Origin of the sequence: Mesorhizobium sp. CA5 (assembly GCF_020165105.1) — a bacterium.
GTDB lineage: Bacteria > Pseudomonadota > Alphaproteobacteria > Rhizobiales > Rhizobiaceae > Mesorhizobium.
On the sequence record NZ_JAIUHJ010000020.1, the window covers coordinates 62,958 to 87,471 of the forward strand.

Below are 24,514 nucleotides of genomic sequence, written 5' to 3' on the forward strand. Positions count from 1 at the left end.
CCTCAGCGCAGCGACCTGATCACGTCCATCACGTCCGGTTCCGCCTTCTCGCCGTCGAACGCATCGACGATGCCGAAGGCGCCGCCATAGCTCCACAGCGACCAGGAAAAGCCATGCGCCTCGGCGCGGACGATCATGTCGCGCACATAGGCTGCGCGATATGCGGCCGGCATGACGAAGCCGTTGCCGTATTCCTTGCGGATCATGCCGAATTCACCGAGCGTGATGTCCTGCGGCTTGACGCCGTTGGCTTTCGCCCAGGCGTCGACCGTCGCGAACGGCGCATCCATCACGCCAAGCAGCTTTTCAGGACTGTCCGTCGTCGCCACCTGCTCGTCGAGATAGCTAAGCAGGCCGCTTCGCCGCGCCCAGGGCGCCTCGGCCCTGATCCGGTCGCGGATCGCGTCCAGCGCCATGTCGAGTTGCGCCTTCGGGACAGCCGTCAACGGATAGGGCAGGCCGGTTACGTAGGGGATGAAGTCGCCGGCCCAGCTTGCGCCCTGATGTGTCAAAAGGAACGGGTCGTAGGAATGGAAGGTCCAGATGATGTTGTCATCGGCGATCGTCTTGGGGTCGATCCTGGCCAGCGACTCCGCGTTCGAATAGCAGCCGCCGCTCAGCACCAGCGTGAGCCTGGTGGCGGAGGCGCGCGCGGCGGCGAACAGCTGCTTCTGGCGGTCGGGCCAAAGGTTGGTGCCGTTCGCCTCACAATCGGCCAGCGGCTCGTTCATCAGTTCCAGCGCGACAAGCTTCGGATCTTCCTTGGCCAGCGTCCGCGCCATCTTGCGCACCAGCTCGGCATAGGCATCGAAGACGGCCGCGTCATGCATCACCTCGCTCATGCCGATCTTGCGGTTGCCGCCGGCGGGGATCAGATGCAGGTCGACGATCACCTTCAGGCCGGCACGGTTGATCATGCGCGCGGAGGCCAGCACGCTGGCATAGAGGTCGTCGCGAAGGGCTGTGGTGCGGTCCGAAAGAAAGGGCGAGGGATCGACCGGCATGCGCAGGAAGTCGAGGCCGGCGCCCTTGAGCGCCTTGAGGTCGTCCTCCTTAAGGAACTTACGCCATTCCGGGTAAGGCAGGATCGCCTGGCGCTCGCCCCATGTGTCCTCGACCGGCCAGGTGACCCACTGGTCGAGATTGAGGCCGCGCTTCATCGAGAAGGTCGCCGCTGCGGCGGGCAACGCCAATGGGCCAAGCGCAAGCAGCGCCGCCATCAAGGTCTTGATCATCGTGCCCAACAATGCCATCCCGTTCCCGCGCGAAAACAGTGCGTATCGCCCAAAAGTGCGCAGCGGTTTTTGGGACAACGACACGCACAGAAAAATGCCTAAAGTCCGAGGGCTTTAGGTGCCTGTTCGGGCCTGAAAAGGAAAGCGCGATGGACGATCATGGTGAATCGGCGGCGCTCGGCGCCGGGCTTTCCGGCGCGCTGACGGACTTCGGCCACCGGCTGATGGCGAGGGTCTATTATGCCGACACGGATTTCTCCGGCGTCGTCTACCATGCGCGCTATCTCGAATTCCTCGAACGCGGGCGCTCCGACTATCTGAGACTGACCGGCGTCCACCACACCGAACTCCTGGACGGCAAGCATGGCGAGCGCATCGTCTGGGTGGTGCGGCGCATGGAGATCGACTTCCGTTCGCCGGCGCGTATGGACGATATCCTCACCATCGACACGCGCACCGACGATATTTCCGGCGCCCGCATCTTCATGGGCCAGCAATTGAAGCGTGGCGGCGATGTGCTGGTCGAGGCCAAGGTCGAAGCGGCGATCGTCGGCGAAAGCGGCCGGCCAAAGCGTTTCCCAAAGGAATGGATCGCGGCTTTCATGCCGAAGGCAAAAGCCTGAAGCTTCCACGCGAGGCCCATCTTGAAGGCTTCAACCGGACGGCTCCGGTTGCCGGCGGCCCAGCCATGCGCGGCAATGCGCCGCGCCTGATCCCCTAACCCATCCTTAACCATAACGGTTCATGAAGGAATTGGCGAAGATTGGCGCAATCCGTGCGCCTTCCTTTCACCAATATTTGCCTCGAAAAGGCCGCGAAACGGTGCATTCGGGGCTATCCGCAAGCTTCTAGCTTCGCGCGATCGGACCAAAGGAATGCCCATGGGCCAGCCGCCAGCGATGCCCGGAAAATCTTAAGGACGTAAGTCATGGAAAATATCGCACTCGCCGAACCGGGCGCGCATCTGTCGCTCTGGGCCCTATTCATGCAGGCCGGCTGGGTGGTCAAGCTGGTCATGATCGGCCTGCTCTGCGCCTCGATCTGGACCTGGGCGATCATCATCGACAAGCTCGTCGCCTATAGCCGCATGCGGCTGGCGCTCAACCGCTTCGAGCAGGTGTTCTGGTCGGGCCAGTCGCTGGAGGATCTCTACCGCACGCTGGCCGATCGCAAGACCACGGGGATGGGCGCGATCTTTGTCGCTGCCATGCGCGAATGGAAGAAGAGTTTCGAAAAGGGCGCGAAATCGGCGCTGGCGCTGCAGACCCGCATCGACAAGGCGATGGACCTGGCGCTGACGCGCGAGATGGAGAAGCTGGAGGGTCGGCTCGGCTTCCTCGCCACCACCGGCTCGGCCGCACCCTTCATCGGGCTGTTCGGCACCGTCATCGGCATCATGACGTCGTTCCAGGCGATCGCCGCCTCGAAGAACACCAGCCTTTCGGTGGTGGCACCCGGTATCGCCGAGGCGCTGCTCGCCACCGCGATCGGCCTGCTCGCGGCCATTCCCGCGGTCATCGCCTACAACAAGCTGTCATCGGACGCGAACAAGATCGGCATGCGCATGGAAGGCTTCGCGGACGAGTTCTCCGCCATACTCTCGCGCCAAATCGATGAAAAAGTAGCGCAGAAGGGCTGAGGATCGATCATGGGGATGTCTGCTGCAGGCGCAAGTGGCTCGGGGCGAGGCGGACGCGGCCATAGGCGGCGCGGCCGTCACCATGCCCTGATGTCCGAGATCAACGTCACGCCGATGGTCGATGTGATGCTGGTGCTGTTGATCATCTTCATGGTCGCGGCGCCGCTGCTCACCGTCGGGGTTCCGATCGACCTGCCGGACACGCAGGCCAAGGCGATGAATGTCGACACGCAGCCGATCACCGTCTCGATTGACTCGACGGGCAAGATTTTCCTGCAGGAGACCGAGATCCCGATCGAGGAGCTGGTAGCCAAGCTGCAGGCGATCTCGAAGACCGGTTACGACGAACGCATCTTCATCCGCGGCGACAAGTCGACCGACTACGGCACGGCAATGAAGGTGATGGCCCGCATTTCGGCGGCCGGCTACAAGAATATCGGCCTGGTCTCGCTGCAGGAACAGGATCAGTAGACGCCAAATGCGGACCGGCCTCACCTCATCGGTGATCTTGCATACGGTGGCGCTGGCCTTCGGGCTGTTCACGCTGTCGTCGCCACCTGCAATGCCCGCGGCCGACGTGGAGTCGGTGGCGGTCGACATCGTGCCTATGGAAGCCGTGCCGCAGACGCTGCAAGGTGACAAGAAGTCGGTGATGCATGAAAAACCGGCGCCGCTGCCGACCAAGCGGCCGGACGTCGTGCCCAACGCACAGAAGGTCGGCGAGAACACCGTCGATACCGACAAGCCGGTGACGGACGAAGCCAAGCCGAAGCCGGTCGAGAAGACGGCGGCGCCGCCGCCCGCGCCGACGCCGACCGAGAAGCCGGCGGTCGAGGACGTGCCGAAGCCGCAGGAAAAGCCGAAGCCGACCCCGGCGACGGAAGTCGCGCCGACTCCGACGCCGAAGGAAGAGGTCAAGCCCGAGCCGGTCAAGCAGACGGAGCCCAAGCCGGCGCCGGCCAAGCAGCAGACACCGACGCCGCCGAAGGACACGACCGCCGCTATCTCGAAGGACGAGGTGAAGCCTGACGCCGTCGCCGAGGCGATCGCCCAGCAGCAACCCACCGACGAGGCCAAGCTTCCGGACTCCGCGCCTGCGCCGGAAGCGCGGCCGAAGCCGCAGCCGGCCCAGGCCGAAAGCGCCAAGGCGCCGGACCGCAAGGACGCCGACAAGCCGGTGAAGGAAGCGTCTTCCAAGCCGAAGTCGGACGACAAGCAGTTCAATGCCGATGAGATTTCCGCCCTGCTGGACAAGCAGAAGCCGTCCGGCGGCGGCGCGAAGCGCTCGACGCAGCAGGCTTCGCTCGGCGGCGAAAAGGACCAGGGCCAGAAGCTGTCGAAGTCGGAGGAAGGGGCCCTGCGCGATCAGCTTGCGGGTTGCTGGACCTTCCCGGCGGGCATGGAAGCCTCGGACGATCTCATCGCCGTGATCTCGTTCAACCTCGACGCCTCCGGCAAGCTGGACGGCCGGCCTGTCGTCGAGAAATCGAGCGGAAACCGCCAGGTCGACGAAAGCGCGGTGCGCGCTATCCAGAAATGCAACATGGCCGGCCTGCAGGTTCCTCCCGGAAAACAGGACATCTGGGCGCAGATCAAGGTCACTTTCGATCCGAGGGAAATGCTTGGCCTCTGAGGCCTGCCCTCCGCACAATCAGCGAAGAGAAGCGAGAAGATATGAAATTCACCCTCAAGCCGCTCCTGATGGTCGCGACAATTGCACTGGGTTCTATCGTTGGCGCGGCCGCGCCGGCATGGGCTCTCGTCGAGATCAACGTCAACAAGGGCAATGTCGAACCGCTACCGATCGCCATCACGGATTTTCAGTCGAATGATGCGCTGGGCGCGCAGATCACCGAGATCGTCACCGCCGACCTGAAGCGCTCCGGCCTGTTCGCGCCGATCGACAAGAGCGCTTTCATCGAAAAGATTTCCGGCCCGGACGCCACGCCGCGCTTCGACGACTGGAAGGTGATCAACGCGCAGGCGCTGGTCACCGGCAGCGTCGGCAAGGAAGCCGACGGCCGCATCCGCGCCCAGTACCGGTTGTGGGATACGTTTGCGGGCCAGCAGATGGCGGGCGAGCAGTTCTTCGCCAACGACGCCAACACCAGGCGCGTCGCCCATATCATCGCCGACGCCATCTATGAGCGGATCACCGGCGAAAAAGGCTATTTCGACACGCGCGTCGTCTTCGTCGACGAGTCCGGCGCCAAGAACGCCCGCAAGAAGCGTCTCGCCATCATGGACCAGGACGGCGCCAACATACGCTATCTGTCGGACGGTCGCGCGATCGTTCTGACGCCGCGTTTTTCGCCGAACCGGCAGGAAATCACCTACATGTCCTATGAAAGCGGACAGCCGAAGGTCTATTTGCTGCAGATCGAGACCGGACAGCGCGAGCTAGTGGGCAACTTCCCCGGCATGACCTTCGCACCGCGCTTCTCGCCCGACGGCCAGAAGGTGATCATGAGCCTGCTGCGCGACGACGGCAACTCCAACATCTTCGCCATGGATCTGAGGAGCCGCTCGACGACGCGGCTCACCGATTCGACCGCGATCGACACTTCTCCCTCCTATTCGCCGGACGGCTCGCAGATCGTCTTCACCTCCGACCGCGGCGGCGGCAGCGGCCGTTCGCAGATCTATGTCATGGGCGCGGACGGCTCAAATCCGCACCGCATCTCCTTCGGCGACGGCGTCTATTCGACGCCCGTCTGGTCGCCGCGCGGCGACCTCATCGCTTTCACCAAGCAGAGCGGCGGCGAGTTCCAGATCGGCGTCATGAAGACCGACGGCTCGGGCGAGCGCATCCTGTCCTCCGGCTTCCAGCAGGAGGGTCCGACCTGGGCGCCGAACGGCCGCGTGCTGATGTTCTTCCGCGACTCCGCCGGTGGCCCCAAGCTGGTCTCGGTCGATCTCACCGGCCGCAACGAGCAGCAGATTCCGACGGCGAACTATGCTTCGGACCCGGCTTGGTCGCCGTTGCTTGAGTGAGGGGGGCGGGGAACTGAGGAATTGAAGAATTGAAGAATTGAAGAAAGCGGGCGGCTCAAAATCCTGCTTTCCCCCTTGGTCGCGTTTTGGCCGCATTTCTGCCTAGGGTCCGCGCCCAGTCTTGCCCTTGGTAAATGCGTGGGACGAGAAGAGCCGCGGGGGCAGCTCGAAACCAAAAATTAACCGTGTTTCTTGAATGCCGGTTAACCCAAACGTGGTTACTGGGTGATCAACGAAATCACTCATATGCGAAGGAGAGGCGGCATGGGCCGTATCGCAGCACTTACCAGAAACCCAGCGATGATCGCTCTCGTGATGGCGCTCGCCATTACCGGTTGCGCCTCGAAGAAGACCCCGAACAGCGCGGCCGATCTCGGCCTCAACGGTGCCGGCGCCGCCACGCCCGGTTCGGCGCAGGACTTCACCGTCAACATCGGCGACCGCATCTTCTTCGATACCGATTCCTCGTCGATCCGCGCCGATGCGCAGACCACGCTGGCCCGCCAGGCGCAGTGGCTGAATCAATACCGCCAGTATGCGATCGTCATCGAAGGCCATGCCGACGAGCGCGGCACGCGTGAGTACAATCTGGCACTGGGCGCCCGCCGCGCCGCCGCCACCCGCGACTTCCTTGTCTCCAAGGGCGTCTCCGCCGGCCGCCTGAAGACGATTTCTTACGGCAAGGAGCGTCCGGTCGCGGTCTGCGACGACATCTCCTGCTGGTCGCAGAACCGCCGCGCCGTCACCACGCTTTCCGGCGCCGGCTCCTGACGCATGATACCGAAGATCGGGGTCGATTTTCGGTAACGGCGCTCGGCGTCCCAGGCGACAAAAATACAACATCCCAAAAATGAAAGGCGGCCTCAGGGCCGCCTTTTTCCTTTGCAACAAACCGAAACAAAATTTGGCCGAAGTCTCGCGTCCTGCTATGAGCGCGAGGGCGCTTCCTCCCTTGTTTGATTTGGAAAGGCGCATCAGGCCAACACCCACCGCGAGAGACAGAATGCACTTCAGAACGGTCCTGAGCGGCACGCTTGCGCTGCTGCTCGTATCAAGCCTCCCAAGCCTTGCCGCGCCGGCCGATAGTGCCGGGCCGGCCGCCGACAGCGGGTTCACCTTCCATCTGCCCACGCTCGGCATCTTCGGCGACAAGAAGAAGCCGGAACAGGCGCAGGTCGCACAACAGGAGGGCGGCGCCGGCGTGACTGGTCTGGAAGACCAGCTGCGCCAGCTGAACGGCAAGATCGAGGAGATGAATTTCCAGATCCTGCAGATGCAGGAACAGATCCGCAAGCAGCAGGAAGACAATGAGTTCCGTTTCCAGCAGCTGGAGGGCCAAGGAGGCGCCAAGCCGGCCGGGCAGAAGAAATCGGAAGCCGCGCCCCAGGACAACAATAACGGCAACACCAATCTCGGCGATGCCGGCACCGGTCAATCCGGCACCGGCGACGCCGGAGCCGACAATAGCGTCGCCCAGGCCCCGGCGACGCAGCCGCCGGCTGGCACCGGTGCGCAAAACGGCGGCAAAAGCGTTGGCGACGTCATCGTGGAATCGCAGACCGGCGATCCCGGCAAGCTGATCACCGGCGCGCCGCCGAAGAATTTCGGCACCATCACCGTCGACAAAAACGGCAACGTGGTCAATGCCGAGACCGGCCCGCAGGCCAGCGCGCCGGCGGAAGCTCCCGCGGCCACGGCAAACGCTCCTTCCGCCGAAACGCCGGCCAAGAAGAGCAAGTCCGGCGGCACCGAAGTGGCGGCACTGCCGTCGACCAACAATCCCGACGAGCTCTATCGCAATTCCTACCAATTCATCCTGTCGGGCGATTATCCGACCGCCGAGCAGGGTTTTCGCGACCATATTTCCCGCTTCCCCAAGGACGCCAAGGCGGCTGATGCGCATTACTGGCTAGGCGAGTCGCTGCTCGGGCAGCAGAAATACCGTGACGCGGCCGAAGTCTTCCTCGCCGCCAGCAAGGACTATCCGAAGGCCAAGAAGGCGCCCGACATGCTGCTCAAGCTCGGCGTTTCGCTGGTCGGCCTGAAGCAGAACGACGTCGCCTGCGCCACCTTCAGTGAAATCGGCAAGCGCTATCCCGATGTTTCCGGCGCCCTCAAGGAACGCATCAAGCAGGAAAGGGCCCTGGCGTCGTGCTGACGCCCGACAGCAAACCTGACCTTTTGGACTGCCTTTTCTCCGACCTGGATCTTTCGACCGGCGCCATTGCTGCCGTGTCCGGCGGCAGCGACTCGACCGCCCTTCTCCTTCTCCTCAAAGATCACCTCGACCGGACGGCATCGGCCGCCAGGCTGCTCGCGGTGACCATCGATCATGGCCTGAGGCCGGACTCGGCCACTGAGGCGCGGCTCGTTCAACGCTTCTGCGCCGAGCGCGGCATCGCGCATCGCATTCTTGCCTGGCGCGGCGACAAGCCCGCGACCGGTCTGGCGGCCGCCGCGCGCGAGGCGCGCTACCGGCTGCTTGCCGAAGCTGCCGGCGCCGAAGGCATCAAGCTGATCCTGACCGGCCACACCGCCGACGACCAGGCCGAGACGGTGCTGATGCGGCAGGCGCGCGACGATGAGGGCCGGGGCCTCGCCGGCATGGCGCCCGCCACGCTGTTCGACTGGCGGACATGGATCGTCCGGCCGCTGCTTGGCACAAGGCGCGCGGCACTGCGCGAGATGCTGCGGGCTCGCGACATCGGCTGGATCGAGGATCCGACCAATGCCGATGCCCGCTTCGAGCGGCCGCGCGTGCGGGCGAAGCTCGCTCAGGGCGACGGCGAACAGCGTGTCGCGCAGGCGCTGGCACGGGCGGGCCAGGCGGCTCTCGAGCGCCGGGAAATCGGCCGCCGCGCCGCCACGCTCATCGACGCCTTTGCCGGCAGGCCGGTTCCGGGCCTCATCCGCCTCGATCGCAAGTTTGCCGGACATGAGGATGGCCAAGCCGCCATCCATGCGCTGCGCATCCTGTTGGCCACCATCGGCGGCGTCTCGTTTCTCGCCGACGAGACGCGCTGCGCTGCGCTGCTTTCGCGCCTGCGGTCCGCTCCGTTTCGCGCCACATTGTCGCGGACGGTTATCGATGCGCGACGAACCGGCATTTTCCTTCGCCGCGAGAACCGCGACCTGCCTGCCGCCGCGCCACCGCAGCACAACCGGCTCTGGGACAATCGGCGGCGCATCACTTTGAAAGACGGGCCTGGCGATTTGGTGATCGCGCCGCTGGGGGCGGCCGCCGCCGGGAAAGCGCCCTTGAGCGAGGATATCCCGCCGAGCCTTTCGCGCGCCGCGCTTGCCGCGGAGCCCGCGCTGTGGTCCGCCGGCGAATGCCTTGGTTTTGCGGGCGGCAATGCCGGCTCGCGATCGGTCTCGATCGCTCCGGCGGTGGCTCCTTTCGCGCGCTTCCTGCCGTCCTTCGACATCGAGCCCGCCGCCGCCGTGGCGGCCCTGGTTGGTGCGCCGCCGTTGCCGGCACCGCCATTCCGCCGCCATGATGGTGGTTGAGGGTGGGCGAAAGCTTAACCGATACGTGCTGTTCTGCTTGGCAAGGGGGGGCGCTCTCCCTATGTTAGGCCCAAGCTAATCCATCATCGCGGGTCCGCGCGCGGACGCCAACGGGACAATAGATGAATCCGAATTATCGCAACCTCGCGCTCTGGGCGATCATAGCGGTCCTGCTCATAGCCCTGTTCAATCTTTTCCAGACGCCGCAGACGCGCGGCGCCACCACGGATATCGCCTATTCGCAGTTCCTGCAGGACGTCGCGTCGGGCCGGGTCAAAAGCGTGACCATCGCCGGCGCCCGCATCTTCGGCAACTACACGGACAACGCCAACGGCTTTCAGACCTATTCGCCCGGCGACCCGTCGCTGGTCTCCAGGCTGCAGGACAAGAACGTCACCATCACCGCCAAGCCCGAGACCGACGGCTCCAATTCGCTGTTCGGCTATCTGATCTCGTGGTTGCCGATGATCCTGATCCTCGGCGTGTGGATATTCTTCATGCGCCAGATGCAATCGGGCTCCGGCCGCGCCATGGGCTTCGGCAAGTCGAAGGCCAAGCTTTTGACCGAGGCGCATGGCCGCGTCACCTTCCAGGACGTCGCCGGCGTCGACGAGGCCAAGGAGGATCTCGAAGAGATCGTCGAGTTCCTGCGCGATCCGCAGAAGTTCCAGCGCCTCGGCGGCAAGATCCCGCGCGGCGTGCTCCTGGTCGGCCCGCCCGGCACCGGCAAGACGCTGCTCGCCCGCTCGGTCGCCGGTGAAGCCAACGTGCCGTTCTTCACCATTTCCGGCTCGGATTTCGTCGAGATGTTCGTCGGCGTAGGCGCAAGCCGCGTGCGCGACATGTTCGACCAGGCCAAGAAGAACGCGCCCTGCATCATCTTCATCGACGAAATCGATGCGGTCGGCCGCCATCGCGGCGCCGGGCTCGGCGGCGGCAATGACGAACGCGAGCAGACGCTGAACCAGCTGCTGGTCGAGATGGACGGTTTCGAGTCCAACGAGAGCATCATCCTCATCGCCGCCACCAACCGGCCCGACGTGCTCGACCCGGCGCTGCTGAGGCCCGGCCGTTTCGACCGCCAGGTCGTGGTGCCGAACCCCGATATCGTCGGCCGCGAGAAGATCCTCAAGGTGCATGTGCGCAACGTGCCGCTGGCGCCCAATGTCGACCTCAAGGTGGTTGCGCGCGGCACCCCGGGCTTTTCCGGCGCCGATCTGATGAACCTCGTCAACGAATCCGCGCTGATGGCGGCGCGCCGCAACAAGCGGCTCGTCACCATGGCCGAGTTCGAGGACGCCAAGGACAAGATCATGATGGGCGCCGAGCGCCGCTCGTCGGCGATGACGCAGGCCGAGAAGGAGCTGACCGCCTATCACGAGGCCGGGCACGCGATCCTGGCGCTCAACGTGCCGTCGGCCGATCCGCTGCACAAGGCAACCATCATCCCGCGCGGCCGCGCGCTCGGCATGGTCATGCAGTTGCCGGAAGGCGACCGGTATTCGATGAGCTACAAGTACATGATCTCGCGGCTTGCGATCATGATGGGCGGCCGCGTCGCCGAAGAGTTCAAGTTCGGCAAGGAGAACATCACGTCGGGCGCCTCCTCCGATATCGAGCAGGCGACCAAGCTGGCGCGCGCCATGGTCACGCGCTGGGGCTTCTCCGACAAGCTCGGCCACGTCGCCTATGGCGACAACCAGGAAGAGGTCTTCCTCGGCCATTCGGTGGCGCGCACCCAGAACATCTCGGAAGAGACGGCGCAGATCATCGACGCGGAGGTGCGGCGCCTGATCGACGACGCCTATTCGACCGCCAAGACCATCCTGACCAAGAAGAAGAAGGAATGGATCGCCCTCGCCGAAGGACTGCTCGAATACGAGACGCTGTCCGGCGACGAGATCAAGCAGCTGATCGCGGGCAACAAGCCCGCCCGCGACCTCGGCGACGACACCCCGCCCAGCCGCGGCTCGGCCGTGCCGAAGGCCGGCACCGGCGGCCGCCGCAAGAAGGGCCCCGAGCCCGAAGGCGGCATGGAGCCGCAGCCCTCAAGCTGAGGTGGTGCGCGAAAGACTGATCGAGAAACGCCGCGGCTTGCTCCGCGGCGTTTTTGTTTGCATTGGAGACAAGGCGAGGCTTCCCTCGTCCTGGCGCGTAGATATCGCCCAACAGCAGATCCCAGATACTCCCGAGGATGATGGCTCAACGTCTGCGGGAAAAACGGTGAGCCGCTTTATGCGCCATATTTGATTTTTATGATTCAGCTTTCAGCCGCGCATTGCAGAGGCTGTAGTAACCGCCGCCTTTCTGGATCCAGCGAAGGCCGTTCAACGTACCCGCTTCCTTGTTGTTGTGGTAACCCTGCAGGCAGGTCTTCATCCGGGCCTTAGCGGGCTTTTCGGTCTTGAACTCGGCGGCGAGGGTGGTTGGGAATGTCACGCCCGCCGGCGCTACCGTGGGGACGACCGCCGCGCTGGTTTCCGTTTTCTGCTGCTCCGCGGATGTGACCGGATCCGGGCTGACGCTCTCCGCGGCGGACGTCGCGCATTTCTCCTTGCGGAAAGCGGCCCACTCCATGCCGTTCAGAGTGCCGCCTTCCTTGGCCGCCCGATAGGTCTCGCTGCATTCCTTCATCGTCAGCGCGCTCGCAGGTGAGGCGTTCCAAGCGACCAATGCCGTCACAGCCAACGCCGCCAATTTCAAACTGAACATTGAGACCCTCCTGATTGATGATAAGTTTGACATCTTTTTGTATACTGTTTGTTCCCTATATGTTCAACCGGAATCTTTGCGAGCTGCCGACAAAACCTGGCGATGGGCAGTGTGGGCAAATTGACGATGCCGACAGTCCCGCCATATGCAGATGCGAGCAAGGCCGCGAGCGTCTTCGCCTGCAACAAAAGGCCCGCGCATCTTGCGACGCGCGGGCCTTTTCCCTTCGAATAATTAGGCGATCAGCTCTTCAGCTTGGCGTTGCAGAGGCTGTAGAAGCCGCCGCCTTTCTGGATCCACTTCAGGCCGTTCAGCGTGTTGGCATCCTTGTTGGCATAGTACTGCTCGAGGCAGGTATGCATGCGGCCCTTGGCCGGGGTCTCGTTGGCGAATTTCGGCGAGATGGCGGCCGGGAAAGTGACGCCCTTCGGAGCGGTCACAGTCGGCTTGGCCGGTTCCTTCGTGAAAGTCGCCTCAGTCGGCGCAGGCACGGTGTCGTCATCGTCGGCACCTGCGCCGCATTCGGCCTTGCGGAAGTCGTTCCACTTCATGCCGTTCAGCTTGTTGGCGGTCTTCGCAGCCTGGTACTTGGTGCTGCATTCGGCCATGGTCAGGCCCTTGCCGCCATCGGCAGCGGCGGTCGAGGTCTTGGTCGTCGTGGCGGTTTTGGTGGCGGGGGCGGTGGCAGCCGCAGCGGTTGCGCCAGGGCCGCACTCGGCCTTGCGGAAGTCGTTCCACTTCATGCCGTTGAGCGTGCCGGCGGATTTTGCAGCCTGGTATTTGGTGCTGCACTCCTTGGAGCTCAGGCCCTTGGCCGCGTCGGCAGCGGCGGCCGCCTTCGTCTTCTTGGCGGGCTTGGTGTCGGCGGCCTTCGTATCGGTCGCGGCCTTGGTGTCGGTCGCGGCCTTGGTGTCGGTCGCGGTGGCGTCGCTGCCGCACTGGGCCTTGCGGAACTGGTTCCAGGTCTGGCCGGCGAGCGTTCCCGCATCCTTGGCCGCGTTATACTTGGTGCTGCACTCGGCCATGGTCAGCGCGTTGGCCGGCGCCGCCAGGAACAAGGTTGCGACGGCGATACCCGTCAAAGCTGCAAGTCTATGAATAAGCATGGCGTTTTCTCCCTTGCTGCCGCCAATAAGTGTCCCTATGCCAAATCAATAGCTCTCAATGTCCGGTTGCGCCAGATGCTTCCGGCACAGGCGCTCTCACAAAGTGTGTTATTCGCGATAAGGTGATGAATTGCCTGCCGGTTTGCCGCCAGCCAGGCTTTGCCGGGAACAGGGCGCCGACAAGCCTCGCACCGGCAGGTATAGCGCCGCCACGTCAAAGGTGGTGACAGGCTGTCGAATCGCTTGCATCGCCCGCTACAATGTTTTTCTAAGAATTGGTAATATACAATCACGAAATTTGATGATCGGATGCGGCCCAATCTGTGGCAAAACGGGCGGCTGAAAAACCGACGGGGACTTGAGACACATGGCAGGTCAGTATTTCGGCACCGACGGTATCCGCGGACGCGCCAACAAATTTCCGATGACGGCCGAGGTCGCCATGCGCGTCGGCATGGCCGCCGGGCTCTCCTTCCAGCGCGGCAATCATCGACACCGTGTCGTGCTCGGCAAGGACACGCGGCTTTCCGGCTACATGATCGAGAACGCCATGGTGGCGGGCCTGTGCGCCGCCGGGATGGACGTGTTCCTGCTCGGCCCAATACCGACGCCCGCCGTCGCCATGCTGGTGCGCTCGCTGCGCGCCGACATCGGCGTGATGATCTCGGCCTCGCACAATCCTTACTACGACAACGGCATCAAGCTGTTCGGTCCCGACGGCTACAAGCTTTCCGACGAGATCGAGGAACGCATCGAAGGCATGCTCGACAAGGATATCGAGCTGGCGCTCGCCGATTCCGACGGGCTCGGCCGCGCCAAGCGCGTCGACGGCGTGCATGACCGCTATATCGAATTCGCCAAGCGCACGCTGCCGCGCTCAATGTCGCTTTCTGGGCTGAGGATCGTCGTCGACTGCGCCAACGGCGCGTCCTACAAGGTGGCGCCCGAGGCGCTGTGGGAGCTCGGCGCCGAGGTGGTGGCGATCAATGTCGAGCCGAACGGCTTCAACATCAACAAGGAGTGCGGCTCGACCCATCCGGCCGGCCTGCAGAAGAAGGTGCACGAGGTGCGCGCCGATATCGGCATCGCGCTCGACGGCGATGCCGACCGGGTGGTGATCGTCGACGAGAACGGCACCATCGTCGACGGCGACCAGATCATGGCCTTGATCGCCGAGTCCTGGCACCAGAGCGGGCGGTTGGCCGGCGGCGGCGTCGTCTCCACCGTAATGTCCAATCTCGGGCTGGAACGCTTTCTTGGCGACATGAAGCTGCAGCTGCACCGCACCAAGGTCGGCGACCGCTATGTGGTCGAGCACATGCGCGCGCATGGCTTGAATGTCGGCGGCGAGCAGTCCGGCCATATCGTGCTGTCCGATTTCTCGACCACCGGCGACGGCCTGGTCTCGGCGCTGCAGGTGCTGGCCTGCATCAAGCGGCAGAACCGGCCGGTCAGCGAATTGTCGAAGAAGTTTGAGCCGGTGCCGCAGCTTCTGAAGAATGTCCGCATCTCCGGCGGCAAGCCGCTGGAGGAAGCTCCGGTCAAGGCGGCCATCGAGGATGCGCGCAACCGGCTTGGCAAAGCCGGCCGCCTGGTGATCCGTCCCTCCGGCACCGAGCCGCTCATCCGGGTCATGGCCGAGGGCGATGATCCGCAGCTGGTCGAAGCGGTCGTCAACGATATCGTCGGCATCCTGCAGGACACCCGCAGCGCCGCCTGAACGCCGTCCCGCAGTTCCTCTAAATCCGCAAGCCCGCCGCCAGGCGGGCTTTTGGTCGCCGGGCGGGCCGATCGGACAACGACCTACCCTCTAAAATTGTATAGATTCGTGGTTAATCGGTACGGTTAAACGGCTTTTAACCTTTGCAATTCATTATCCAAACCCGAGGTCAATCATCTTCGGGCGGGAGTCGTCCCGAGGCTTCTTAGGGGTGACAGAATGTTCAAGACAGCAAGAATGGCATTGCTTGCCGCGCTGTTCGCGGGGATAGCCGGGCCGGCTCTCGCCGCCGATCTCGCGGAACCGCTTCCCGTCGAGCCGGCACCGCCGCCCATCGCCGAAGTGCAACCCGTCGATGTAGGCGGTTGGTACATCCGCGGCGACATCGACTATCACTGGTCGCGCTTCGGCGGCGGCGATTACATCACTTATGGTGCCGCACCTCAGACCCAAGGCAGCTTCGCCAGCGGTTCTCTCAAGGGTGCGTTATCTGCCGGCGCCGGCGTCGGCTACCAGGTGAACCAGTATTTCCGCACCGATCTCACGGCCGACTGGATGGGCAAATCGAACTTCCGCGGCTCAACCGACGGCTTCTGCGCCGGCGGGGTGCCTTGTACTTCTGTCGACACTTCCTCCTACTCGGCCCTGCTGCTGTTGGCCAATGCCTATATCGACATCGGCACATGGCATGGGGTTACACCTTACGTCGGCGCCGGCATCGGCGGCGCCTGGGTCAAGTGGGACACGCTTCACAACAGCGATCTCGACGGAGACTTCTTTCATCGCGGCGGCAAGGGCTGGCGCTTCGCCTATGCCCTTATGGCCGGCGCCTCCTACTGTCTGACCGATCGCGTCAAGCTGGACGTCGGCTACCGCTACAGCCACATCAATGGCGGCAAGATGTTCGAATACGCTTCGGACAGCAATGTCGGCCCTGGCTACGACCGTGGCATCAACGTGCATGAGGTACGCGGCGGTCTCCGCTACCAGTTCGGCGGCCAGTCCGATTGCGCCCCGCCGCCGGAGCCCTACGTGCCGGAACCGGAACCGATCTACACCAAGTAATCGCCTTCATTATCCCGAAATTCGTCAGCCGCCCGGCGCCAGCCGGGCGGCTTTCGCTTTCGCGTCATCCGTAAAATCCCATCGAAATCAATTCGGTAACCGGCCGTTATCCTTAACCGCCACTTAACCACTATGGTTAACAATGGCTCCTTGAAACGGCGCTCGCGTTCGCGGCTGGCGCCAATTTCAGGAGCCGGGGACCATGATATCAAGATCGCGTATCGCGTCAGCGCTTGCCGCAATCATCCTGTTGCCGATGACGCCGGCGCTTGCGGCCGATTACGATCCGCCGATCTATGTCGATCAGGCGCCGGACTATCAGCCGGTCGAGATCGGCTCGGGCTGGTACCTGCGCGGCGATGTCTCGTATCTGGCGAACAAGAGCTTCAAGAACGGGGATTTCACCTTCCCGTCGACGATCGCCAGCGAAAGTTTTAGCGAGAGCGAGGACGCGTATTTCGCGAGCATCGGCTTCGGATATCATTTCAACGATTACCTTCGCGCCGACATCAACCTCGGCTACCTGCCCGGCAACAAAGCCAGCTTCAGCTATGACGACACAGCAACCGTGGTGGCACCGGCAACGGCGACCGTGGGAGATGGAAACCTCAAGAACTATGCCTTCTCAGGCATATTGAACGGCTATGTCGATCTTGGCACATATGTCGGCATCACGCCCTATATCGGCGCGGGTATTGGTATCGTTCAAAGCAAATACAGTCTTTCGGCGGATTATTTCACCGACAACGGGGATGCAAGCGACGACTTCTCTCGGCGCAGCAGCAAAACAAAATATTCCTTGGCCTACACATTGAACGCCGGCCTTGCCTACCAGGTCTCGAAGAATGTTCTGATCGACCTTGGCTATCAGTATTTCTCCGCGCCCGAGGCCGAATATGTCACGGCCGCAAGCCTGAATTCCTTCCCTGTCCACAAGGGCATCAGCAATCATCAGATCAAGCTTGGGCTGCGTTACGATCTCTGGTGAGCCACGCAGGCTGAGAGGTTTCGACGGCGGGTCCTAAGGGCCCGCCGTTCTCCTTTCGGATCGAGCGCGAGTTGGAGCGAATATCCCGTCCGCGACAAAAACTTTGCTCTTGACGCCGAAGCTCTGAGCGCATATCGCCGTCCGTGGGCCACCCCTCCCCAACGAGGGGCCACTATCTGGAAGGATAGACCACGATGACGACGCTTACCAAGCCCGGACTCCGTCCGGCAAACCCCAATTTCTCTTCAGGTCCCTGCGCAAAACGCCCCGGCTGGTCGGTCGAGGCGCTGAAAGCCGCCGCGCTCGGGCGCTCGCACCGCGCCAAGATCGGCAAGGCGAAGCTCGAGCAGGCTATCGAGCTAACGCGCGAAATCCTCAAGGTTCCCACAGATTATCGCATCGGCATCGTGCCGGCGTCGGACACGGGCGCGGTCGAGATGGCGCTCTGGTCGCTGCTAGGCGAGCGCGGCGTCGACATGGTCGCCTGGGAGAGCTTCGGCTCCGGCTGGGTGACGGATGTCGTCAAGCAGCTCAAGCTCGCCGACACGCGCAAGTTCGAGGCCGGCTACGGCGAACTGCCCGACCTGACGCAGGTCGATTTCGACCGCGACGTCGTCTTCACCTGGAACGGCACGACCTCGGGCGTGCGCGTGCCGAACGGCGATTTCATTCCCGCGAGCCGCAAGGGCCTGACCATTTGCGACGCGACATCGGCCGCCTTCGCGCAAAGGCTCGATTTCGAGAAGCTCGATGTCGTCACCTTCTCCTGGCAGAAGGTGCTGGGCGGCGAGGGCGCGCATGGCATGCTGATCCTGTCGCCCCGCGCCGTCGAGCGGCTGGAGACCTACAAGCCGGCCTGGCCGCTGCCGAAAATCTTCCGCCTGACCTCGGGCGGCAAGCTGATCGAGGGCATCTTCAAGGGCGAGACCATCAACACGCCGTCGATGCTGTGCGTGGAGGATTATCTCGATGCGCTCCGCTGGGCGAAGTCGATCGGCGGCCTGGAAGCGTTGATCGCCCGCGCGGACGCGAATGCCGCGGTGCTCGACCGGTTCGCTGAGAAGTCGACGTGGCTCGGCCACCTCGCCGTCGATCCGGCGACGCGCTCGAACACATCAGTGTGCCTCTCCTTCACCGACGCGCAAGTGGCGGCGCTCGACGCCGATAGCCAGGCGGCTTTCGCCAAGGGGATCGTGTCCGCGCTCGACAAGGAAGGCGTCGCCTACGACATCGGCTCCTACCGCGATGCCCCGCCCGGCCTGCGCATCTGGTGCGGCGCCACCGTCGAGACCGCCGATCTCGAAGCGTTGCTGCCCTGGCTCGACTGGGCCTTCGCCACGCAGAAGGCGTCGCTCAAGGCAGCGGCCTGAGTTTCATGGCGGCCCGCGGGCCGCCATTTCCCGACACATCCATTCCCACGTCAAGGAGGCCGCAATGGCGCCCCGCGTTCTCGTTTCGGATAAACTTTCCACCACCGCCGTGCAGATCTTCAAGGATCGCGGCATCGACGTCGACTATCTGCCCGATCTCGGCAAGGACAAGGAAAAGCTCGCCGAGGTGATCGGCCAGTATGACGGCCTCGCCATCCGCTCGGCGACCAAGGTCACCGAGAAGCTGATCAATGCGGCAACCAGGCTCAAGGTCGTCGGCCGCGCCGGTATCGGCGTCGACAATGTCGATATCCCGGCCGCCAGCCGCAAGGGCATTATCGTGATGAACACGCCCTTCGGCAATTCGATCACCACGGCCGAGCATGCGGTGGCGATGATCTTCGCGCTGGCGCGGCAGATACCGGAAGCCAATGCCTCGACCCATTCCGGCAAGTGGGAAAAGAACCGCTTCATGGGTGTCGAGATCACCAGCAAGACGCTGGGCGTGATCGGCTGCGGCAATATCGGCTCGATCGTCGCCACGCGCGGCGTCGGGCTGAAGATGCATGTGATCGCTTTCGATCCGTTCCTGTCGGACAGCCGCGCCGAGGAGCTCGGCGTCCAGAAAGTCGAGCTCGACGAGCTCTTCGCTCGCGCCGACTTCATCACGCTGCACACGCCGCTGACCGACAAGACGCGCAACATCATCGACGCGGCGGCGATCGCCAAGATGAAGGACGGCGTGCGCATCATCAATTGCGCCCGCGGCGGATTGGTCGTCGAGGCGGACCTGGTCGCGGCGCTGAAGAGCGGCAAGGTGGCCGGGGCCGGCATCGACGTGTTCGAGGTCGAGCCGGCCGAGAACAACCCGCTGTTCGGCATGGAGAATGTCGTGGCGACCCCACATCTCGGCGCCTCGACCACCGAGGCGCAGGAGAATGTCGCGCTGCAGGTTGCAGAGCAGATGAGCGACTACCTGATCAAGGGCGCGGTCTCCAACGCCATCAACATGCCTTCGATCACAGCCGAGGAGGCGCCGCGGCTGAAACCCTTCGTCAAGCTTGCCGAAGTGCTCGGCGCCTTTGTCGGTCAGGTCACCGAGGATCCGATCAAGGAGGTCGAGATACTGTTCGACGGCTCGACCGCGACGATGAACACGCGCGCGCTGGTGAGCGCTGCCCTTGCAGGCCTCATCCGGCCGCAGGTCTCCGACGTCAACATGGTGTCGGCGCCGATCATGGTGAAGGAGCGCGGCATCATCGTCGCCGAGGTCAAGCGCGACAAGTCGGGCGTGTTCGACGGCTATATCAAGCTCACCGTCAAGACCGAGCATATGACGCGCTCGATCGCCGGCACCTGTTTCTCCGACCACAAGCCGCGCTTTATCCAGATCAAGGGCATCAACCTCGATGCCGAGGTCGGCCAGCACATGCTCTATACCACCAATGCCGACGCGCCCGGCATCATCGGCCTGCTCGGCACGGTGTGCGGCGAGAACGGCGTCAACATCGCCAACTTCCAGCTCGGCCGCAACCGACCGGGCGGCGATGCGATAGCGCTGCTCTATCTCGATGCGCCCTTCCCGGAAAGTGTGCTGGAGCAGGTACGCGCGCACAAGTCGATCGACTCGGCGAAGCGGCTGCGCTTCGACGTCGGCGGCGAGTAACGTCCGGACGTGAAAACGCCCCGCTTGCATCAGCAGGCGGGGCATTCATGAGGTGGCTGTCACCCGATGGCCGCTTGCCGGGAAGTTGAGATATTCACCCCGTCTGCAGCGCTGCTCGGCTGCCGCTGTACTCGGCAAGCGCAATGCCGCCGAGGACAAGCGCCAGCGCGAAGGCCTGATACGCCTGAAACTGCTCGCCGACGATCAGCACCGAAAGCAACGTGCCGAAGATCGGCACCAGATTGATGAACAGGCCGGCGCGGTTGGCGCCGATCAATTCGTTGCCCTTGATGTAGAGGACCTGCGAGACGACCGAAGCGCCAAGCGCCGTGTAGAGCGTGAGCGCCCAGCCACGGGCGTCCGGCACGATGACGTGGCCAGACGCGACCTCCCAGACGAAGAAGGGCAGGGAAACCAGCAGCGCGGCAATCGACAGCGCCAGCATGAAACTTTGCCAGCGGATTGCCGGCCTGAGGCGCAGTCCCACCGAATAGAGGCTGTAGCAAAGCACCGCCACAAGCATGATGGCGTCGCCAAAATTGAGCTCGAGCTTCAGCAGCTGGCCGAGGTCGCCATGACTTGCCGTCAGCGTGACGCCGGCGATGGTGAGCACGACGCCGACGATCTGCAGAGGCTGCACGCGCAGCCTGAACAGCACGAAATTGGCAAGAATGATGACGATCGGGATGGCTGCCTGCTCGATCGAGACATTGATGGCGGTCGTGTAGTTGAGCGCGGTGTAGAAGATGACGTTGAAGATGGTGAAGCCGCAAGCGCCGAGCCCGGCAAGCAGCCTCCAGTGCCTGCGCACTTCGGGCCAATCCTCACGCAGCGTCCGCCAGCCAATGGGCAGCAGGATCAGCACCGCCATCACCCAGCGCAGGAACACCAGCGTCATCGGCGAGACATGGCCGACGGCAAGCTTGCCCGCCACCGAATTGCCGCCCCACAAGAGCATGGTCGACAGAAGGAACAGATAGGCGGCTCGGTGCATGGAGGTTCCGGCCCTGCGGGTGCTCGAGGGTTCGGCCCGGCCTAGAGTGGCGGCGGCGGCAAGTAAATGATGCGAAAGCCGGAATTTGTTGTGCCTGGACCAGGTTGACGTCTCGGCGTTGGCGTCATTTTGATCCAAGTCCTTGAGGGGCATGGTCACTTGCGGAAGCCGGTTCCCGCTTTTTGGGTTCGCCGACCTTCGGTTCGGGTCATGCTCCAACGATGGTTTCGGCGGCAAAGAAAGGGTCGCGCCAGCCTCCGCTTGACGCTATAGAGGCCTGTCGTTTCAGGCCGCCCGCGCGGCATTTCAAGGGAAAAGAACATGGCCAATGTGGTGGTCGTCGGCTCGCAATGGGGTGACGAAGGCAAGGGCAAGATCGTCGACTGGCTGTCGGAACGGGCCGATGTGGTCGTGCGCTTCCAGGGCGGCCACAATGCCGGCCACACGCTGGTCGTCGACGGCAAGGTCTACAAGCTGTCGCTGCTGCCCTCCGGCGTGGTCAGACAGGGCAAGCTTTCGATCATCGGCAACGGCGTGGTGTTTGATCCGCATGCCTTCGTCGCCGAAGCCAAGAAGCTCAAGGAGCAGGGCGTGGAGGTCACGCCGGAACGCCTGAAAATAGCCGAAAACACCGCGCTTATCCTGTCCCTGCACCGGGAGCTGGACGGATTGCGCGAAGACGCAGCCTCGAATTCAGGAACCAAGATTGGCACGACACGACGCGGCATCGGCCCCGCCTATGAGGACAAGGTGGGCCGGCGCGCGGTGCGGGTGATGGATTTGGCGGATCTGGAAACGCTGCCCTTGAAGGTCGACAGGCTGCTGACGCATCACAATGCGCTGCGCCGCGGGCTTGGTCATGCGGAAGCGACGCATGAGGCGATCATGCAGGAATTGACCTCGGTGGCCGCCGAGATCCTGCCTTACATGGACCGCGTCTGGAAGGTGCTCGACGACAGGCGCCGCGCCGGCGAACGCATCCTGTTCGAGGGCGCGCAGGGCACGCTGCTCGACATCGACCACGGCACCTATCCCTTCGTCACCTCGTCCAACACCGTGGCCGGGCAGGCCGCAGCCGGTTCGGGCGTAGGCCCCGGCGTCATCGGCTATGTGCTCGGCATCACCAAGGCCTACACGACGCGCGTCGGCGAAGGGCCGTTCCCGACCGAGCAGATGAACGAGGTCGGCGAGTTCCTCGGCACGCGCGGCCACGAGTTCGGTGTCGTCACCGGCCGCAAGCGCCGCTGCGGCTGGTTCGACGCCGTGCTGGTGCGCCAGGCGGTCGCTGTCAACGGCATCAAGGGCATCGCTCTTACCAAGCTCGACGTGCTCGACGGGCTCGACGAGATCAAGGTCTGCACGGGCTATCGCCTCGACGGCGAGACGATCGATTACCTGCCGGCCAGCCAGGGCGCGCAAGCGCGGGTCGAGCCCGTCTACGAGACGCTCGAAGGCTGGAAGGGAACCACGGCCGGCGCCAGAAGCTGGAACGATTTGCCGGCGCAAGCCGTCAAATATGTCCGCCATATCGAGGAGCTGATCGGTGCCCCCGTGGCGTTGCTCTCCACCAGCCCCGAGCGGGACGACACAATACTTGTGACCGACCCATTTCAAGACTAGTTTCACAGCCCTTCCCGGCGCTATGGCTGATTTGCGGTCGGCGGGAAAAGAATGCAGGTCACCTGACGCATGGCAGATTTCGTTAGTGTTCTGAAAAAGCAGCTCGACAAGAAGGTCGACCCTTCGTTCGAGATGCGCAAGCAGATATACGACGGCGCCCGCGCGGTGCTGGCAAAGAAACTGGCCGAGTATTCCCCGCCGCTTGCGCCCGATGTCGTCAGCAAGCAGAAGCGCTCGCTAGAAGACGCCATTTCCAGTGTCGAGCGCGAGTATGTCAAACGCGTTCCGGCCGAGGATCCGCTGGCGGAGCTGGAGCATATTTTCTCCTCCATCGACCGCAACAAGAACCAGCCGAGCCATTCCCGCCAGCCGGCGGCGCCGGAGCCCGCCAAGCCGGATCCGTTCAAGTCCGAGCCGTTCAGGCCGTCGCCCGCGCCCGCCAGGACCGAACCAAGTTGGCAAGGCGGGCCGAAGGCGGAACCCGCGCGGCAAACCTCTGCGAAGGACGAGCCAGCCTGGCAGAACACGGCAAGGACGGAGCCGAACTGGCAGACCGTGCCAAAGGCGGAACCAGCCTGGCAGAAGGCGCCGCCGCCGATGCCTTCGCCGCGCGAAGACGATGTAGGCCTGGCGGGCATGGACGATGCCGATGACGGCAGCGATGTCTTCGCCAATGACGAGCAGCCGGCGGCCGATACCTTCCAGCGCCTGCGGCCACAGCCGCAAAAGCGCAAGCGCAGCTATGGCGGCTTGATCGCCGCCGTCGTCGCGCTCCTGGTGCTGGCCGGCGGCGGCTACGGCATATGGCTGAACAAGAATGCGTTCGGGTCGCTCTTCGGCCTTGGCGGCGGTGGCAGCAAGACGGCCTCGACAGAGCCGCTGGTCAAGCCGGCTCCGGCCAAGCCGGCGACGGAGACGGCGGCCGCGCCGGCTGCGTCCGGCACCGGCGAGGCGGCCGACACCAACAAGTTCACGCAACGCCTGACGCCCGAGGGCAAGGAGACGGATCCCGGCCCGGCTGGCGGACAGCCCACGATCGGCGAAGGCGAATCCATCGCGGCGCTGACCTCGCGGCCGCCGGCTACGCCGGTGACGACCCCGCCTGCTCCGGCCACGCCTGCTCCGGCCACGCCGACGCCTGAGACGTCTGCCGCCGGAGCGCCGGCGACTGACGCGGCCAATCCAACGCCGCCCGCAGCCGGAACCACACCGCCGGCGGCTAACGCGGCAACACCGCCCGCGGCCGGCGCCACGCCACCTGCGGCAGCGACAACGCCGCCGCCTGCGGGCGCGACACCGGCTGCGCCGGCGCCGGCGACTGCCGAGGCGACCGTGCCCGTCGGGCAGAAGGCGATCTTCTATGAGGAGCGCACCAGCACGCAGCAGGGTACGGCCGAGCCCGGCAGCATCGTCTGGTCGCTTGTGCAGGAATCGCCCGGCGGCGACCTGCCGCCGGAACCGGCGATCCGCGCCGAGGCGACGATCCCGGGCAAGAATATCCAGCTGCGCATGACGATCCGGCGCAACACCGACCAGACGCTGCCCGCCAGCCACATCATCGAGATGATCTTCCTAACGCCGGAAGGGTTCGACGGCGGCGGCGTCGACAACATCTTGCGCATCGCCATGAAGAGCTCCGAGCAGGATGCCGGCAGCCCGCTGATCGGCATCCCGGCCAAGATCGCCGACGGCTTCTTCCTCGTCGCGCTCAACGACACCAAGGCCGACGAGGACGCCAACCTGACGCTGCTGAGAGGCCAGGCCTGGATCGACGTGCCAGTAGTCTACAAGACCGGACGCCGCGCCCTGCTCACCATGGAAAAGGGCATCCCCGGCGAGAAGGTTTTTGACGAGGCGCTGAAGGCCTGGGCGGCGAAGACATCGGGGTGATGGCA

General features: G+C 63.9%; 20 protein-coding genes. 16 read left to right on the forward strand and 4 right to left on the reverse strand.

Features of this window, described 5'->3' with window-relative positions:
* Nucleotides 1-2: 2 nt before the first annotated feature.
* Nucleotides 3-1,253 carry a glycoside hydrolase family 5 protein gene (locus tag LB529_RS23190; protein WP_224712394.1) on the reverse strand — a complete coding sequence of 417 codons (1,251 nt, stop codon included), beginning with the start codon at nt 1,251-1,253 and terminating at the stop codon, nt 3-5.
* A 131-nt stretch (nt 1,254-1,384) separates the two neighbouring features.
* Between LB529_RS23190 and ybgC the strand changes: the two genes are divergently transcribed.
* From ybgC to ftsH, 9 genes are all read left to right on the forward strand, one after another.
* On the forward strand, nt 1,385-1,858 hold the full coding sequence (ybgC, locus tag LB529_RS23195; RefSeq protein ID WP_095767276.1) for a tol-pal system-associated acyl-CoA thioesterase: 474 nt from the start codon (nt 1,385-1,387) through the stop codon (nt 1,856-1,858).
* A 305-nt stretch (nt 1,859-2,163) separates the two neighbouring features.
* Nucleotides 2,164-2,874, forward strand: coding sequence for a protein TolQ (gene tolQ, locus LB529_RS23200; protein ID WP_095767277.1), 711 nt, complete (start codon nt 2,164-2,166; stop codon nt 2,872-2,874).
* A gap of 9 nt (nt 2,875-2,883) precedes the next feature.
* Nucleotides 2,884-3,345, forward strand: a complete 462-nt coding sequence (gene tolR, locus LB529_RS23205; protein WP_411909045.1) for a protein TolR — start codon at nt 2,884-2,886, stop codon at nt 3,343-3,345.
* A 7-nt stretch (nt 3,346-3,352) separates the two neighbouring features.
* Complete coding sequence (locus LB529_RS23210; protein WP_224712395.1) at nt 3,353-4,507, forward strand: energy transducer TonB; 1,155 nt, start codon at nt 3,353-3,355, stop codon at nt 4,505-4,507.
* 68 nt (nt 4,508-4,575) lie between these two features.
* A complete protein-coding gene (gene tolB / locus LB529_RS23215; RefSeq protein WP_224528395.1) occupies nt 4,576-5,868 on the forward strand; it encodes a Tol-Pal system beta propeller repeat protein TolB in 1,293 nt (430 codons plus the stop codon).
* 264 nt (nt 5,869-6,132) lie between these two features.
* The gene (pal, locus tag LB529_RS23220; RefSeq protein WP_095767281.1) at nt 6,133-6,639 is read left to right on the forward strand and encodes a peptidoglycan-associated lipoprotein Pal; all 507 of its coding nucleotides are present in this window, start codon (nt 6,133-6,135) and stop codon (nt 6,637-6,639) included.
* A gap of 232 nt (nt 6,640-6,871) precedes the next feature.
* On the forward strand, nt 6,872-8,026 hold the full coding sequence (gene ybgF, locus LB529_RS23225) for a tol-pal system protein YbgF (protein ID WP_095767282.1): 1,155 nt from the start codon (nt 6,872-6,874) through the stop codon (nt 8,024-8,026).
* The gene (gene tilS / locus LB529_RS23230; protein ID WP_140841642.1) at nt 8,020-9,378 is read left to right on the forward strand and encodes a tRNA lysidine(34) synthetase TilS; all 1,359 of its coding nucleotides are present in this window, start codon (nt 8,020-8,022) and stop codon (nt 9,376-9,378) included. The genes ybgF and tilS overlap by 7 nt, the downstream gene beginning before the upstream one ends.
* A 122-nt stretch (nt 9,379-9,500) precedes the next feature.
* Nucleotides 9,501-11,435 (forward strand): ATP-dependent zinc metalloprotease FtsH, encoded by a 1,935-nt coding sequence (gene ftsH / locus LB529_RS23235; RefSeq protein WP_095767284.1) that lies wholly within the window; start codon nt 9,501-9,503, stop codon nt 11,433-11,435.
* A gap of 196 nt (nt 11,436-11,631) precedes the next feature.
* Here the strand turns inward: ftsH and LB529_RS23240 are convergent, their stop codons facing one another.
* Both LB529_RS23240 and LB529_RS23245 read right to left on the reverse strand, forming a co-directional pair.
* Nucleotides 11,632-12,090 (reverse strand): hypothetical protein, encoded by a 459-nt coding sequence (locus LB529_RS23240; protein ID WP_224712396.1) that lies wholly within the window; start codon nt 12,088-12,090, stop codon nt 11,632-11,634.
* A 242-nt stretch (nt 12,091-12,332) separates the two neighbouring features.
* Nucleotides 12,333-13,196 carry a hypothetical protein gene (locus LB529_RS23245; protein ID WP_224712397.1) on the reverse strand — a complete coding sequence of 288 codons (864 nt, stop codon included), beginning with the start codon at nt 13,194-13,196 and terminating at the stop codon, nt 12,333-12,335.
* 367 nt (nt 13,197-13,563) lie between these two features.
* Between LB529_RS23245 and glmM the strand changes: the two genes are divergently transcribed.
* The 5 genes from glmM (at nt 13,564) to serA (ending at nt 20,005) form a co-directional block, all read left to right on the forward strand.
* Entirely contained in the window at nt 13,564-14,916 is a 1,353-nt protein-coding gene (glmM, locus tag LB529_RS23250; RefSeq protein ID WP_140841636.1) for a phosphoglucosamine mutase, read from the forward strand.
* Nucleotides 14,917-15,135: 219 nt separating this feature from the next.
* Nucleotides 15,136-15,981 carry an outer membrane protein gene (locus LB529_RS23255; protein WP_224549290.1) on the forward strand — a complete coding sequence of 282 codons (846 nt, stop codon included), beginning with the start codon at nt 15,136-15,138 and terminating at the stop codon, nt 15,979-15,981.
* Nucleotides 15,982-16,183: 202 nt separating this feature from the next.
* Entirely contained in the window at nt 16,184-16,969 is a 786-nt protein-coding gene (locus tag LB529_RS23260) for an outer membrane protein (protein WP_095767289.1), read from the forward strand.
* Between the two features lie 194 nt (nt 16,970-17,163).
* Nucleotides 17,164-18,339 (forward strand): phosphoserine transaminase, encoded by a 1,176-nt coding sequence (locus LB529_RS23265; protein WP_224712398.1) that lies wholly within the window; start codon nt 17,164-17,166, stop codon nt 18,337-18,339.
* A 64-nt stretch (nt 18,340-18,403) separates the two neighbouring features.
* Entirely contained in the window at nt 18,404-20,005 is a 1,602-nt protein-coding gene (serA, locus tag LB529_RS23270; protein ID WP_095767291.1) for a phosphoglycerate dehydrogenase, read from the forward strand.
* A gap of 94 nt (nt 20,006-20,099) precedes the next feature.
* On the opposite strand, the gene LB529_RS23275 is transcribed toward serA, so the two are convergent.
* A complete protein-coding gene (locus LB529_RS23275) occupies nt 20,100-20,999 on the reverse strand; it encodes a DMT family transporter (protein WP_224712399.1) in 900 nt (299 codons plus the stop codon).
* Nucleotides 21,000-21,320: 321 nt separating this feature from the next.
* Between LB529_RS23275 and LB529_RS23280 the strand changes: the two genes are divergently transcribed.
* Together LB529_RS23280 and LB529_RS23285 are read left to right on the forward strand one after the other, a co-directional pair.
* Entirely contained in the window at nt 21,321-22,619 is a 1,299-nt protein-coding gene (locus LB529_RS23280; RefSeq protein ID WP_224712400.1) for an adenylosuccinate synthase, read from the forward strand.
* Between the two features lie 69 nt (nt 22,620-22,688).
* Nucleotides 22,689-24,509, forward strand: a complete 1,821-nt coding sequence (locus tag LB529_RS23285; protein WP_224712401.1) for a hypothetical protein — start codon at nt 22,689-22,691, stop codon at nt 24,507-24,509.
* The last annotated feature ends 5 nt before the right edge of the window (nt 24,510-24,514 follow it).

Excerpts from the sequence above, each read along its gene's own strand:
- LB529_RS23240 (WP_224712396.1), bottom strand. The coding sequence starts at position 12,090 with ATGTTCAGTTTGAAATTGGCGGCGTTGGCTGTGACGGCATTGGTCGCT.
- LB529_RS23255 (WP_224549290.1), top strand. The coding sequence starts at position 15,136 with ATGTTCAAGACAGCAAGAATGGCATTGCTTGCCGCGCTGTTCGCGGGG.
- LB529_RS23275 (WP_224712399.1), bottom strand. The coding sequence starts at position 20,999 with ATGCACCGAGCCGCCTATCTGTTCCTTCTGTCGACCATGCTCTTGTGG.
- LB529_RS23210 (WP_224712395.1), top strand. The coding sequence starts at position 3,353 with ATGCGGACCGGCCTCACCTCATCGGTGATCTTGCATACGGTGGCGCTG.
- tolR (WP_411909045.1), top strand. The coding sequence starts at position 2,884 with ATGGGGATGTCTGCTGCAGGCGCAAGTGGCTCGGGGCGAGGCGGACGC.
- tolB (WP_224528395.1), top strand. The coding sequence starts at position 4,576 with ATGGTCGCGACAATTGCACTGGGTTCTATCGTTGGCGCGGCCGCGCCG.
- ftsH (WP_095767284.1), top strand. The coding sequence starts at position 9,501 with ATGAATCCGAATTATCGCAACCTCGCGCTCTGGGCGATCATAGCGGTC.
- LB529_RS23245 (WP_224712397.1), bottom strand. The coding sequence starts at position 13,196 with ATGCTTATTCATAGACTTGCAGCTTTGACGGGTATCGCCGTCGCAACC.
- ybgC (WP_095767276.1), top strand. The coding sequence starts at position 1,385 with ATGGACGATCATGGTGAATCGGCGGCGCTCGGCGCCGGGCTTTCCGGC.
- LB529_RS23260 (WP_095767289.1), top strand. The coding sequence starts at position 16,184 with ATGATATCAAGATCGCGTATCGCGTCAGCGCTTGCCGCAATCATCCTG.
- LB529_RS23265 (WP_224712398.1), top strand. The coding sequence starts at position 17,164 with ATGACGACGCTTACCAAGCCCGGACTCCGTCCGGCAAACCCCAATTTC.
- LB529_RS23280 (WP_224712400.1), top strand. The coding sequence starts at position 21,321 with ATGGCCAATGTGGTGGTCGTCGGCTCGCAATGGGGTGACGAAGGCAAG.
- LB529_RS23285 (WP_224712401.1), top strand. The coding sequence starts at position 22,689 with ATGGCAGATTTCGTTAGTGTTCTGAAAAAGCAGCTCGACAAGAAGGTC.
- ybgF (WP_095767282.1), top strand. The coding sequence starts at position 6,872 with ATGCACTTCAGAACGGTCCTGAGCGGCACGCTTGCGCTGCTGCTCGTA.
- serA (WP_095767291.1), top strand. The coding sequence starts at position 18,404 with ATGGCGCCCCGCGTTCTCGTTTCGGATAAACTTTCCACCACCGCCGTG.
- glmM (WP_140841636.1), top strand. The coding sequence starts at position 13,564 with ATGGCAGGTCAGTATTTCGGCACCGACGGTATCCGCGGACGCGCCAAC.
- tolQ (WP_095767277.1), top strand. The coding sequence starts at position 2,164 with ATGGAAAATATCGCACTCGCCGAACCGGGCGCGCATCTGTCGCTCTGG.
- LB529_RS23190 (WP_224712394.1), bottom strand. The coding sequence starts at position 1,253 with ATGGCATTGTTGGGCACGATGATCAAGACCTTGATGGCGGCGCTGCTT.
- pal (WP_095767281.1), top strand. The coding sequence starts at position 6,133 with ATGGGCCGTATCGCAGCACTTACCAGAAACCCAGCGATGATCGCTCTC.